This is a genomic window from Persicimonas caeni (assembly GCF_006517175.1).
Classification (GTDB): domain Bacteria; phylum Myxococcota_A; class Bradymonadia; order Bradymonadales; family Bradymonadaceae; genus Persicimonas; species Persicimonas caeni.
The window spans coordinates 5,875,717-5,888,953 of sequence record NZ_CP041186.1; the positions used below are offsets into that span (position 1 = coordinate 5,875,717).

General features: G+C 64.2%; 12 protein-coding genes. 4 read left to right on the forward strand and 8 right to left on the reverse strand.

Annotated elements, in window-relative coordinates; genetic code table 11:
• Window positions 1-18: 18 nt before the first annotated feature.
• From FIV42_RS21695 to fumC, 6 genes are all read right to left on the reverse strand, one after another.
• Window positions 19-1,083, reverse strand: a complete 1,065-nt coding sequence (locus FIV42_RS21695; protein WP_141199722.1) for a mevalonate kinase family protein — start codon at window positions 1,081-1,083, stop codon at window positions 19-21.
• Between the two features lie 4 nt (window positions 1,084-1,087).
• On the reverse strand, window positions 1,088-2,077 hold the full coding sequence (gene mvaD / locus FIV42_RS21700; RefSeq protein WP_141199723.1) for a diphosphomevalonate decarboxylase: 990 nt from the start codon (window positions 2,075-2,077) through the stop codon (window positions 1,088-1,090).
• 120 nt (window positions 2,078-2,197) lie between these two features.
• On the reverse strand, window positions 2,198-3,133 hold the full coding sequence (mvk, locus tag FIV42_RS21705; RefSeq protein WP_141199724.1) for a mevalonate kinase: 936 nt from the start codon (window positions 3,131-3,133) through the stop codon (window positions 2,198-2,200).
• Window positions 3,134-3,137: 4 nt separating this feature from the next.
• Entirely contained in the window at window positions 3,138-3,731 is a 594-nt protein-coding gene (locus FIV42_RS21710) for a macro domain-containing protein (protein ID WP_141199725.1), read from the reverse strand.
• A gap of 67 nt (window positions 3,732-3,798) precedes the next feature.
• A complete protein-coding gene (gene aat, locus FIV42_RS21715; RefSeq protein WP_141199726.1) occupies window positions 3,799-4,392 on the reverse strand; it encodes a leucyl/phenylalanyl-tRNA--protein transferase in 594 nt (197 codons plus the stop codon).
• 348 nt (window positions 4,393-4,740) lie between these two features.
• Window positions 4,741-6,135, reverse strand: a complete 1,395-nt coding sequence (fumC, locus tag FIV42_RS21720) for a class II fumarate hydratase (RefSeq protein ID WP_141199727.1) — start codon at window positions 6,133-6,135, stop codon at window positions 4,741-4,743.
• Window positions 6,136-6,408: 273 nt separating this feature from the next.
• On the opposite strand from fumC, the gene FIV42_RS21725 reads away from it, so the two are divergent.
• Window positions 6,409-6,948, forward strand: coding sequence for a DUF4870 domain-containing protein (locus FIV42_RS21725; RefSeq protein WP_141199728.1), 540 nt, complete (start codon window positions 6,409-6,411; stop codon window positions 6,946-6,948).
• Between the two features lie 138 nt (window positions 6,949-7,086).
• Window positions 7,087-7,704, forward strand: coding sequence for an endonuclease III domain-containing protein (locus tag FIV42_RS21730; protein ID WP_141199729.1), 618 nt, complete (start codon window positions 7,087-7,089; stop codon window positions 7,702-7,704).
• A gap of 114 nt (window positions 7,705-7,818) precedes the next feature.
• On the opposite strand, the gene clpA is transcribed toward FIV42_RS21730, so the two are convergent.
• Both clpA and clpS read right to left on the reverse strand, forming a co-directional pair.
• Window positions 7,819-10,167: an ATP-dependent Clp protease ATP-binding subunit ClpA gene (clpA, locus tag FIV42_RS21735; protein ID WP_141199730.1), complete on the reverse strand. Its 2,349-nt coding sequence runs from the start codon at window positions 10,165-10,167 to the stop codon at window positions 7,819-7,821.
• Window positions 10,168-10,305: 138 nt separating this feature from the next.
• Window positions 10,306-10,620 carry an ATP-dependent Clp protease adapter ClpS gene (gene clpS / locus FIV42_RS21740; protein WP_141199731.1) on the reverse strand — a complete coding sequence of 105 codons (315 nt, stop codon included), beginning with the start codon at window positions 10,618-10,620 and terminating at the stop codon, window positions 10,306-10,308.
• Window positions 10,621-11,205: 585 nt separating this feature from the next.
• Here clpS and pdxH point away from each other — a divergent pair.
• Together pdxH and FIV42_RS21750 are read left to right on the forward strand one after the other, a co-directional pair.
• The gene (gene pdxH / locus FIV42_RS21745; protein ID WP_187027610.1) at window positions 11,206-11,805 is read left to right on the forward strand and encodes a pyridoxamine 5'-phosphate oxidase; all 600 of its coding nucleotides are present in this window, start codon (window positions 11,206-11,208) and stop codon (window positions 11,803-11,805) included.
• Window positions 11,806-11,937: 132 nt separating this feature from the next.
• Window positions 11,938-13,200: a thiolase C-terminal domain-containing protein gene (locus tag FIV42_RS21750; RefSeq protein ID WP_141199733.1), complete on the forward strand. Its 1,263-nt coding sequence runs from the start codon at window positions 11,938-11,940 to the stop codon at window positions 13,198-13,200.
• Window positions 13,201-13,237: the final 37 nt, after the last annotated feature.

Here is a 13,237-nt window from a genome sequence, read left to right on the forward strand (position 1 = left end):
TCGGAGTGGAGCAAGAGCCTACCGTCGGGGCTCGCGCCGAACGCCTTGGGCGCCCAACTCCAACGGGATGTGGCGTACTCCGGGGGGAAGGTTCTGCAAGAAGGATTCCCACGCGGCATCGACGGGGCCGAAAGCCAGGGAAAAGTCGCCGCCGCCGGCTCCCGACGGCTTGACCGCGATGGATGCAGCTCGGGCGGGCTTGCGAAGCGCGCGGTGGGCGTCGATGACGATGGGCGCGCCGATTTGCTCTCCGAGTTTGGTGAGCGCTTCGTCGGCGGTGGCCGCGAGCTCGACAATCTCGGCCGTCCGCCCTCGGGCGAATGCTTCCAGCGCCTCCTCGGCGATGGCTGAAGTTCGGCACAGCGCGCGTTGCGTTGGGCTTGGCGCCTCTTGGAGGGCCTCTTCGCAGCAGCGCACGAAGCTCGTCGAGCGCGCAGGGCTTTCGAGCCAGAGCGCTTCGATGCGCAGGTCGTCGGGGAAGGAGAGGGCGCTCGAGACTTGGGCGTCGTCGGTGGTGACGTCGGCTGCGATGTCCTGGGGCACTTCGCACGCCGAGAACGGCGCGACGGGCTCGACGAGGCGGTAGGCGATGACGCCGCCGAAGGTCGACGAGGCGATGTCTGCGCCGCTCCCGCGGCCGCCCTGCAGGCTCCGGTGCGCGCGGAAAGCGTGCTCGAAGATGGCGGCGCGAGTTTTCGGGGCAATCCTTTCGTCGATAGGTTCGTCGCTCGAATCGAGCATGCACGCGGCGGTCAACGCGACGGTCGACGCAGCCGACGAGCCGAGTCCGAGCTTCTCGCCGGTCACATCGTCGAAGACGCTGCGCACGTCGGCGCTCAGCTGCGCCAACTGATATTGGCTGTGTCCGTGGGCGTCGAGTTCGGCGAGCACCTCACGCGGAAGCACGCCGGCGTCGTCCATCTGGGCGCCGACGACCTCGTAGCCGCTCGCTTCGGCTTGTCGATGGGCGAGCACGCGCCGGTCGGCGGCGGCCACGATGGACCAGCCGCCGGCGAGCACCCCGTACTCTCCGAACAAGAAGAGCTTTCCGGGCGCCGAAGTCGTCAAACTGCTCGAATGCATGGGCTCAGTCGGTCTCTTCGATGAGTCGTGCGCCTTCGCCGGGGTGGGTCACCAGCACGTCGCGCACGCCGTCGGTGTCGCGGAGCAGCAGCTCGCAATCGGTCTGGGACTCGGCGGGGCAGAAGACTTTGACCTGCGGGCCGGCGTCGATCGTAAAGAAGACCGGCAGGCCCTCTTTGCGCGCCTTGCGCACCCGGTGGATGAGGTCGACGGTGGTGCCGTTCCAGTAGATGATGCCCGGCTCGGCAGCCATCGCCGAGGCGTGCATGCGCAGGCAACTCGCCTCGGCGATACGCGCGAGCTCGTCGAAGTCGCGCTGCTCGATCGCCGCGCGTGCCCACTCGACGTCGAGCGAGACCGAGTCGACCCACTGGTCGTAATACGGCGAGGTCTGGTGCGTGCGCGTCATCCCCTCGGTCGAGCTGATATCCTTCTCGCCATGCGCGGTGACCGCGATGACGCAGCGAAGATCCCAGTGGTCGGCGCCGCAAATCGGCTCGGCGTAGGCGTCTTGGCCATCCTCACGGGTCCCTGCACGCATTTCGGCGAAGCCGCCGAAGATGCTACGCGCCGCGGAGCCCGAGCCACGCCGCGCGAGCGCCGAAAGCTCCGAGTCGGACAGGTCGAGTCCCGCCGCGTGCGTCGCCGCCACGGCGAGCGCGGCAAAACCCGACGCCGACGAGGCGAGGCCTGCGCCCGTGGGAAAATCGTTGTGGGAGACGACGCGCGCGTGCTCTCGGATGCCGGCCCGGTTGCGCACCAGGTCGAGGAAATGAGCGACGCGGTCGTATTTAGGCCCCTGATCGACGAGGTTGTCGTTCAACTCGACTACGTCGGCGTCGATGCCCCCGTCGAAGCTCACTGTCGTGCGCGTCTCGAGCCCGCCCAGGGTCAACGACACGCTGCCGGCTGCGGGCAGGTTGTACTCGATATTTCGCTTTCCCCAGTACTTGACCAGGGCAATATTCGGATGCGCAATCGCCGTCGCTTTCATATGCCTACCAATCTCAATGGTGCTAGGGGCTCCTCCCCGCGGCGTCCAGCCGGGGGGAGGTGTCGCGCGTTCGAGCGCGACGGAGGGGCCGCGTCAACAATCAAGGGACTCCAACCCTCATCACCCACCAATCGTTACTTCAAAACCTTCCCAACCCGCTTTTTTCCACGCCGCGAGTACTTCGTCGGCGCCGTCGGGGGTGAGCGCGAACACGCATCCGCCGCCGCCGGCGCCGGTGAGCTTGGCGCCCAAGGCGCCCGCCTGGCGGGCGGTGTGGCAGGCCGCGTCGATGGCGGCGGTGCTCACGCCCAGCGCGCACAGCGCGCCGTGGTTGATCTCCATCAACTCGCCCACCCGCGACCAGTCGCCTTCGCGCAGGGCCTCGGTGGCCGTGCGCGCGGTGTCGCCGACGAGCATGTTCAGGTAGTCGACCAGTTGGCCTTCGCGCCTCTTGCGCGCGGCGACCTTGCCGACCATCTCGGCGGTCGAGGCGGCGGGGCCGGCCTGACATACCGCCAGCGTCAAGGGCGGCGCCTCGACGGGCGCGGCCTCGATGCGCTCGCCGCGCGAAAAGAAGATCAAGCCGCCTTCGGTGGCCGCCAACTGGTCTATCCCCGACGGATTTCCGTGGAAGACCTCTTCGCTGGCGCGAACGGCGTCGTCGACGCGATCGGGCTCGCCAAAAAGCTCGCCCACAGCGCGCGCGGTGGCGACCGCCATGGCCGCCGAGCTTCCCAGGCCGACGCCCACCGGCACCTCGAGGGTGACGTCGAGATCGACCGGCGCACGGGCGTCGAATTGTTGCAAGATGGCGTGAAATGAGGCGGCGAGGGGTTCGCCGTTGGGGTCCGAGACGACGCGGTCGGCCATGACCTCGTCGTCGGCGCTTCGCAACGTGATCGTGCTCGTGTCGGCGCCGGCTGTGCGTGCGACCGAGCGGGCGCCGCGCGGCAGACCGGCCACCACGGCGGGTTTGCCGTAGACCACGGCGTGCTCGCCGAAGAGGATCAGCTTGGCACGACCGCTGCCGCGCGCCTCGGACACGGAGTTCGACATAGGCTTACAGCATTCCCGGGACGATGCCGCCGGGGCGGATGTCGACGTGGATCTCGTCGTCCAGCTCGTCGAGGCGCTCTTCGAGGAAATCGCAGGTGCGCTCGAAGTCGTCCTGGTCGGAGATGCACAGCAGCACGTGCTGCAGGTGCTCGGAGCGCGGCAACTCTTCGTTGGTGATGCGCCAGAACAGGTCGAGGAAGTCGTCGATCGGAAAGCCGGCCGTCTCGGTGCCCAGCGGCGGAAAGGCCAGGCTGTCGAGCTCGATGTCCTCGGCCAGGTCGTAGGCGTTGAGGATGCAATTCGAGATCAGGCGCTTGTTGATGCGCTTGGCGCCCAGAATCGACACGTGAATCAGCGTCTTGACCGGCAACTGACCGGCCTCGGTGTCGATCGCCTGACCCGGCTCGAGCCGGTTGTTGCGCAGTCGGCTGCGCCGCATGTGCAGCGTCTGCTGGATGAACGGCCCGGCGCGCCGCGAGATCTGTTGGCTCACCCCGCGGTTGAGAATCATGCCGGTATTCGACGGATTGACGATTCCGCCGCCTTGCAGCGGTAGCAGGGTGATGTCGCCCTGAGTAATGGTCAGTGTCTTGGCCATGAATGGCTCTCCGTAAGTGTAAAGATGACCTAACGGTGGGGTTTATAGGTGAAACCCGTAGATAGTGCTAGTCAAACTCCACCTCGAGCTCCAGCGCGTCGGCCAGCCGACGTTCGTACTCGTCGCGCGTGATCTCGACGGCGCCGAATTGCTCGAGGTGCTCGTTGACGAACTGGATGTCGAGCAGCGTAAAGCCGCGCTCGGCGAGGCGCTCGACCAGGTGGACCAGGCAAATCTTGGAGGCGTCGGTCTCCCGAAAGAACATCGACTCGCCGGCAAAGAGCCCGCCGACGCTCACCCCGTAGAGCCCGCCGACGAGTCGGTCGTCGAGCCACGCCTCCACCGAGTGCGCAAAGCCGAGTTCGTGCAGCTCGCTATACGCCTCGATGAGGCCTTCCGAGATCCAGGTCGACTTCTGAATTTTACGCGGCGCCGCACACTCCTCCATGACCCGCCGAAACGCGGTGTTGTAGCGAATCTCGTACGGCTCTTGGCGCACCGTCTGCGCCAGTCGACTCGGGCAGTGAAAATCCTCGATGGGCAAGATGCCGCGCGGGTCGGGGGCGTACCAGTAAATGGCGCCGTCCTCCTCCGGGTGAGCCATCGGGAAGATGCCCTGCATGTAGGCGGAAAGCAGGATGTGTGGGTTGGGTTTCTTCATGCTTTCGTAACGGGTTCGAAGGGGCAACAATTTCCTCGCCGCCCTCAGCAAGAAGGTAGGCACAGAGATGCAACATCATCCTCTCCACCCGTAGCAAGAACGTAGGCGCAGAGACGCAACATCTTCCTCTCCACCCGTAGCGAAGCGGAGGGAGGGAGAGGACCGAGGAGAGGCATCCCTTTCCACCCGTAGCGAAGCGAAGGGAAGGAGAGGGACCGAGGGAGAGGCCTTCTTGCCGACGCGTACTGTCCTCCTCCTGAATCCTCCTCCACTTCGCTTCGCTACGTGGAAGAGGCCACCCCTCCTCGGTCCTCCCCGCTTCTGAAACTGCAAAGCGGGGAGGATGCTTCACTCCTCACCCGGCGTAACCATCTTCGCCGGATCGACCACCTCGTCGAACTCCTCGGGGCTCATGTAGCCGAGCTCGTCGATGGCCTGGCGCAGCGACTTGTCCTCTTTGAACGCCTTTTTGGCGACCTTGGCAGCCTTGTCGTAGCCGATGTGGTTGTTCAGCGCGGTCACCAGCATCAGCGAGCGCTCGAGGTAGTCCTCGATCTTCTCGCGGTTGGGGGCCAGGCCCACGATGCAGTTGTCGGTGAACGAGTTGCACGCGTCGGTCAACAGACGCGCCGACTCGAGCACGTTGTGGGCGAGCATCGGCTTGTAGACGTTGAGCTCGAAGTTGCCGCCGGCGGCTGCGAAGGTGACCGCGGCGTTGTTGCCGAAGACCTGCGCGCACACCATGACCATCGCCTCGCCCTGGGTCGGGTTGACCTTGCCGGGCATGATCGACGAGCCGGGCTCGTTGGCCGGGATGGTGATCTCGCCGATGCCGCAGCGCGGCCCGCTCGACATCCAGCGCACGTCGTTGGCGATCTTGTTGAGCGCGGTCGCCAGGGTGTTGAGCGCGCCGTGGGCCTCGGCCAGGCCCTCTTTGCCCGCCAGGATGGCGAACTTGTTGGGCGCCGGGGCGAACGGGTAGCCGGTCTTCTGACCGAGCGCCTCGCAGACCTTCTCGTCGAAGCCGATCTTGGTGTTCAGGCCGGTGCCGACGGCGGTGCCGCCGATGGGCACTTCGTACAACAGGTGCAGCGCGTCGCTGACGGCGCGCAGCGAGTTGTCCAGCTGGGCCGCCCAGCCCGACAGCTCCTGGCCGAGCGTGATCGGGGTGGCGTCCATCAGGTGGGTGCGCCCGGTCTTGATGATGTCGTTGAACGCTTCGGCCTTGTCGTTGATGGCGTCGCGAAGCTTCTCGACGGCCGGGATGAGCTCCGAGTGGAAGTAGTCCACCGCGGCCACGTGCGTGGCGGTCGGGAAGCTGTCGTTGGTCGACTGGCTCTTGTTGACGTCGTCGTTCGGGTGGACCGGCTCTTTGGTTCCGATCTGGCCGCCGGCCATCTCGATGGCGCGGTTCGCGATGACCTCGTTGGTGTTCATGTTGGTCTGCGTGCCGCTACCCGTCTGCCAGACCACCAGCGGGAACTGGTCGTCGAGCTTGCCCTCGATGACCTCCTGAGCAGCGTTCTGGATGAGATCTTTCTTCTCGTCGGGCAGGTCGCCGAGTTCGCAGTTCGCCTGCGCGCAGGCCCACTTGACCAGGCCGAGCGCCTTGATCATCGGGCGCGGCATCGTGTGGCCGCCGATCTTGAAGTTTTGGAGCGAGCGCTGCGTCTGCGCGCCCCAGTACTTGTCCTCGGGCACTTCCACCGGTCCCATGCTGTCGTGTTCGGTGCGCGTTGCCATCTGTTCCTCGTCGGTTCGGGTTATGAGTCGATTCGGATGAGCGTTAGGTCCTCGTAGCGGGCACATTCCTAATGTCCAAGCTCCAACTTGGCAACCATATCCACCCCCGTAGCCTCGCGCGGGGGTGGCGGCGCGGAGGCGCCGGGGGGCAGCGCCACGGCGCCTGAATGACTCACAACCCTGCATCACTCACGACAAGGAACAATTGGCAGCCACCGAGACATTTATTACAAAGAAGTAGTCGCGCTGCTCTCCGACCTACGAGAACGCACTGTGAGCTCCAACGACTGGAATAACGCCAATCCCCCGCCAGACGCAGACGGATGGGTGGCGCCTTCCAAACGGCGCACCGACGAGCGTTCGCCGCGCCGCGCCGACTTCGCCGAGCCGCGTCCTCCCGACATCGATCTGGCTCCGCCCGAGAACTTCCCCCTGCAGCGCACCGGGCGCTCCGAGCAGCCCGTGGGCACCCGCGCCGAGACGGCCGAAAACGGCCAGGCGATGGCGATCTTCGCCCACCTGAGCATTCTGTTCGGCCTGCCCGTCTTTTTGGTGCCCCTGCTGCAGCGCAACAACGCCTTTGCGCTGCACCACGCCAAGGCCGCGGCCACCATCTACGGGCTCTTCTTGCTGTGCGCGCTCGCCTCGCTGATCACCTGCGGGCTGGGCGTGCCCCTGGCGCTCCTGTGCTACGTGCCCGCTGTCGTCGCCATCGTGCGCGCGGCGAACCTTCAGGAGGCCGGCCCCTGGGGCTTGGGCGACATGGGCGAGCGCATCTTCTCGGGCCTTGAGGTCAAACCGGACAACGACTAATGCTGTACGCGGAGCGGGGGCTTGCCCCCAGCGGAGCACGGTCAACCCGCATAAACGCATCGCCCGTACAGCCCCGAGGCTCGCCTCGGGGGATACGTGCCGATCCATCAAACGCGACCACACAAGCAGTCCCACCCCATGACAAACGAAGAAAAAGCCCAAAAAATCGGCCAAATCCTCGACGACCTCTACCCCGAGCCCCCCATCCCGCTCGACCACACCGACGGCTTTACGCTGACGATCGCGGTCTTGCTGTCGGCGCAGTGCACCGACAAGCGGGTCAATATGGTCACGCCCGGCCTCTTCGAGCTCGCCGACAACCCCTTCGACATGGCCGAGCTCTCCGAAGAGGAGATCCTCGGGGCCATCAAATCGTGCGGGCTGGCGCCGACGAAGGCCAAGCGCATCAAGAAGCTCAGCGAGATGCTCGTCGAAGAGGGCGGTGCACTCCCCAGCACCCTCACCGGTCTACAAAAACTCCCGGGCGTGGGTCGAAAGACCGCCCAGGTTGTGCTCGCCCAATGGTTCGACGTGCCGTCATTTCCGGTAGACACCCACATCCATCGCCTCGCCGAGCGCTGGGGCCTCTCCAGCGGCAAGAACGTGCGCCAGACCGAGAAGGACCTGCGCAAGGTCTTCCCCAAGGAGACTTGGAACCGGCGTCACCTGCAGATCATCTACTTCGGCCGCGAATATTGCCCCGCCCGAGGGCACGAGCCGGAGGAGTGCCCGATCTGCAAGTGGGCGGCCGAATAGTTAGTCAATACGCACAAAAAAAGAGGGCGCCTCGCATCCGCAAGGCGCCCTCTCTAGCTTTTTAGCTCCTTAGCTCTTTTGCTAATTCGCTAATTCACTCTTTCGCTCCCACCTCTACTCGTCGGTCACCATGCCCGGATCGACGTCCTGTTCCAAGGTCGTCTCGGTCGGCGATTCCTCCTCGGCAGGCGGCTCGTTCGGCTCGTAGGAGAAGGTGAGCTCGTCGTTCTCGTCGAGATCGATGATGGCCGTGCCGCCGTGCTGCAACTCGCCGAAGAGAATCTCTTCCGCCATGGGGCGTTTGATCTTCTCCTGGATGACGCGAGCCAAGGGGCGAGCGCCCAGAAGCTCGTCGTAACCTTCGTCGGCGATCCAGCGTCGGGCGGCCTCGGACAGCTCGATTTTGACGTCGCGATCCGACAGCTGGAACTCGAGTTCGCGCACGAACTTGTCGACGATCTTGACGACAACGGTCGTGGGGAGCGGCTCGAAGACCACGATTTCGTCGAGGCGGTTCCTGAATTCGGGCGGGAACCGGTTCTCGATGGCCTTCATCGACTTGCTCACGTCGACACCCTTGCCGAAGCCGACCGTCTTTTGCTGCATGTCGGCGGCGCCGGCGTTGGTCGTCATGATGACGGTGACGTTGCGGAAGTCGGCCTCACGCCCGTTGTTGTCGGTCAGACGCGCGGTATCCATCACCTGCAGCAGGATATTGAAGATATCCGGGTGCGCCTTTTCGATCTCGTCCATCAAGAGGACGCAGTGCGGGTTGTTGCGGATCTTTTCGACCAGCAAGCCGCCCTGATCGTAGCCGACGTAGCCGGGAGGCGCACCGATCAAGCGACTGACGGCGTGGCGCTCCATATACTCGGACATGTCGAATTGGACGAACTCGACGCCCAGGCCGGCGGCCAACTGACGGGCCACCTCGGTCTTACCGACACCGGTGGGTCCTGCGAACAGGAAGCTTCCGACCGGCTTTTCGGGGCGGGTCAAGCCCGCGCGGTTCATCTTGACGGCGTTGACCACCGCCTCGATGGCCTGGTCTTGGCCGTAGACGTTGTCCTTGAGCGTGGTTTCGAGTTCGCCGAGGCGCTGCTTCTCGCTGCCCTGGACTTTGATGTCCGGGATGCGTGCGATCTTGGCGACCACCTGCTCGATGGCCTCCACGTCGATGACGTTGCCGTCATACATTTCGGGATGCACGCGCCGGCGAGAGCCGACCTCGTCGATGACGTCGATGGCGGTGTCCGGAAGCGCGCGCTCCCGGATATGCTTCTGGGCCAGATGCACCGCCGTCTCGATGGCCTCGTCGGTGTACTCGACGTCGTGGTACTCCTCGTAATACTTCTTCAAGCCGCGCAAGATCTCGACGGCCTCGTCTTTGGTCGGCTCGACGATGTCGATCTTCTGGAAGCGGCGAGCCAGAGCGCGGTCGCGCTCGAAGCTCTTGCGGTACTCGTCCTGAGTGGTCGAGCCGATGCACTTGAGGCTGCCCTCGGCCAGCGCCGGCTTGAGGATATTGGACGCGTCCATGGTGCCACCGCTGGTGGCCCCGGCGCCCACGATGGTGTGGATTTCGTCGATGAACAGGATGGCGCCCTTTTTCTTCTTGAGGGCGTTCATCACCGCCTTGAGGCGCTGCTCGAACTGGCCGCGGAACTTGGTGCCGGCCAACAGCCCGCCCATGTCGAGCGAGTAGATCGTCGCCTCGCTCAACACCTCGGGGACCTCCCCGTTGGCGATTTTTCGGGCTAGGCCCTCGGCGATGGCGGTCTTACCCACGCCGGGCTCGCCCACGAAGATCGGGTTGTTTTTGCGCCGGCGGCACAGCACCTGAATGGTGCGCTCGATCTCTTCGCTGCGCCCGATCAACGGGTCGATGCGCCCTTGTTTGGCCCGCTCGACGAGGTTGGAGCAGTAGGCCTCCAGGGGCTTTTGCAGGGCTTCGGCTTCCTGGTCGTCGCCGGGAAATCCGCCGCCCCAGGAGCTGTCGGGCTCGTCGCCCTCGTCGTCGTCGCTGTCGTCGATCTTGGAGATGCCGTGCGACAGGTAGCTGACGATGTCCAGGCGGCTGACGCCCTGGTCTTGCAGAAAATAAACCGCGTGCGAGTCGGGCTCGCTGAACACGCTCACGAGCACGTTGCCCCCGTCGACTTCATCCTTGCCGGATGAGCGCACGTGCATGATGGCGCGCTGCATGACGCGCTGAAAGGCAATGGTTTGGACCGGCTCGACGGCCACGTCCTCCGGCACCGAGTCGACGTTGTTGTCCAGAAAGTCCTCCAAGTCGGCCTTGAGCTTGGCAAGATTGCAGCCGACATTCTTGAGGATCTTTCGGGTCGTCTCGTCAAAGCACAGGACGTACAACAGGTGCTCGAGGGTCAAATACTCGTGTCGGCGCTGCCGTGCTTCGCGGACAGCTGCGGACAATGCTATTTCCAAATCGCGCTGGATCATGACTCTATATCTCGGTGAGGGAGTCCGCTGTCGTCTTATCGAGCTTTGGCGAAGTTACGGCACTAAATACGTCTCGACCGTTATGCTTCGGCAGGGCTTTCCGCTGCACCTCCAGGCAGGGCGCCCATTGCTACTTTTTCACTCGGGCTCCATGGTGACCATCAGCGGATGGCCTTCCTGGCGTGCCCATTCTTTGGTCTGGTGAACCTTGGTCTCGGCCACCTCCCGGGAGTAAACCCCGGCCACACCCTGTCCCCGCTTGTGGATACGCAGCATAATCTGCGTGGCCTCTGCGGGCGACTTGTTGAAAATTACTTCGAGTGCGCGCACGACGAACTCCATGGTTGTGTAGTCGTCGTTGTGGAAGATGACTTTGAATAACCTCGGCTTTTGAGCCTTGGTCTTCGACTTCTTCTGTGTGGCGACATCACCTTGCTGGTCGTTCTGACTCACTTCCTACCAACTCCTCGAAAGCCGGATGCGTGGATGGACGCTTTCACTTCTGTACCGCCGGCGACCGGATAGGCCCTCGGAGCTTAACCCCGACCGAGAGCCTGGAGTTGTGGGGCACCGACCCTGGGGTCGATGCCGGTTCCTTCTTCAGAAACACACAAGGTGCGCCACATATTCGTCGCTTCGGCGCCTGCCACTCCCACCAGACCGTTGTCGGGGGTGAGCGGCCAGCTACGGTCGCTTCCGCGGTCTTCCCTCAATTCTATCTGTATAGAATTTCACGGGACGTTTTTCCAGCGTCCCTCCATCTCTGAGGATAAGCGCATTTTACAAAGGCCCAAACTCGTTGGGAGCAGATTGTCTCCTGTCACACCATCTTCTGTGGTGACCTGTGCGGCGGCCCGGCGACCACTGGCCGTGCCTGGACGTCCGGCCATAGGCCGGACGCGCTGCACCACAAGCCGGGCGCAGTGCATCTTCAGCTGGGGCCGGGGTTCGCCACGCTGGCCAATTGGTCGCCGCGGCTGAATCTGTTACATGAGATTCATCCTGGGGCCCATCCGTAACACAGGGAGACAAACTGTTATGCCAGAAACATTGTACGACGACCCCTTCGATTGGTTCGAGCATTGGTTCGACGAGGCCTGCCAGACGGTGTCGGCCAACGCCAACGCCATGAGCCTGGGCACCGTGTCGGCCGAGGGCCACCCCTCCATCCGCCAGGTGCTGCTCAAGGGCTTCGATGCCCGCGGCTTTATGTTCTACACCAACTATCGCTCCCAGAAGGCGCGCGAGCTCGACGAAAATCCGGCCTGCGCGCTCAACTTCTACTGGCGTGGCCTCGAGCGCCAGATCCGCATCGAGGGACTCGCCCACCGGCTGAGCCCCGAGGAGTCGGACGCCTACTTCGCCACCCGCCCTCGCGGCAGCCAGGTCGGCGCCTGGGCCTCCCTGCAGTCTCGCCCCCTGGCCAACCGGCAAGTGCTGGCCGCGCGGGTCGAGGAGTTCGAAGAGAGATTCCACGACCAGCCCGTGCCGCGCCCCGAACACTGGGGCGGCTATCTGGTGGTGCCGCTTCGCTTCGAGTTCTGGGAGGCCGAGGCGTATCGGCTGCATGACCGGTGGGAGTTTGTCCGGTCGTCGGTCGATGCGGAGGAGTGGCAGGTGGAGATGTTGTATCCCTGAACTCCCGAATACCGAACGACCTTCGATCGTTGTAAGGGCGCAAAGAATCCGGTATGCCAATTCTCAGGGAGAAGAGAAGTTAGCAGCCACTTACTACTTCGCTAAACGGACCGAAGTACAAGGAGACTGACAATGAAATTTCGTCGCAAGATTTATGTGGTCGGAGGCGATCTGACGACCTTCATCGGCAAGCATCACCCCGACTTCATCTGGAAGAAGCACCCCGACTTCGGCAAGAAGGAAAACCCGACGCTCGAAGAGCTGCTGACGCAGGCTATCAACGGGGCCTTCGAGAAGACCGGCGTCGATCCGGAGGCGATCGAGCGCGGCTTCATCGGCAACTTCGCCGGCGAGCTCTTCTCCAACCAGGGTCATATGGGCGCTTTGGCCGTGCGCGCCAACGAGAAGCTGCACGGCAAGCCGTTCACCCGCCTCGAAGGCGCGTGCGCCTCGGGTGGCCTGGCCGTGGCAGCCGGCATCGACGCGCTCAACGCCGGCCACGACGTGGTCATGGCCGCGGGCTCCGAGGTCCAGACCACCTGCAGCGCCCGCGAAGGCGCCGGCTACCTCGCCCGCGCCTCCCACTGGGAGACCGAGCGTGACATCGACGACTTCACCTTCCCGGCGATGTTCGCCCGCCGCGCCAAGCACTACAAAGAGAAGTACGGCGTGACCGACGAAGACATCGCTCACGTGACGGTCAAGGCGTACAAAAACGCCAACAAGAACCCGTACGCTCACATGCGCTCCATCGAGATGGACCTGGAGAGCGCCGCCAACGCCGGCGACCGCAACCCCCAGTTCCTGCGCAACGAAGAGCTCAAGCCGCACCTGAAAGTGAGCGACTGCTCGCAGGTCAGCGATGGCGCGGCCGCCATCATCCTGGCGACCGAAGAGGGCCTCGAGAAGCTGGGCATCGACAAGAGCGACACCATCGAGGTGCTCGCCTACGCTCAGGCGACCAGCCCGCTGGGCGACGTCGACGACTACACCGTGCTGAACAACACGATGCAGGCCGCCCAGCAGGTCTACGAGGAAGCCGGCCTCAAGCCGAGCGACATCAACGTGGCCGAAGTCCACGATTGCTTCGCGGTCACCGAGCTGCTGATGTACGAAGCGCTCGGCTTTGCCGACCCGGGCAAGGGCGCCGAGCTGGCTCGCGAAGGCGAGACCGGCATCGAGGGAAGCATCCCGGTCAACACCGGCGGTGGTCTTTTGGCCTTCGGTCACCCCGTGGGCGCCACCGGCGTCAAGCAGGTGCTCGAGATCTATCGTCAGATGAAAGGTCAGTGCGGCGACTACCAGATTCCGGAGACGCCCAAGTACGGCCTGACCGCCAACATGGGCGGCGACGACCGCACCACGGTGGCGATGGCGTTCGAGAACGTCGAGTAAGCAAAGCCTAGCTTTTCGGCGCCCCCCATCCGGCTCG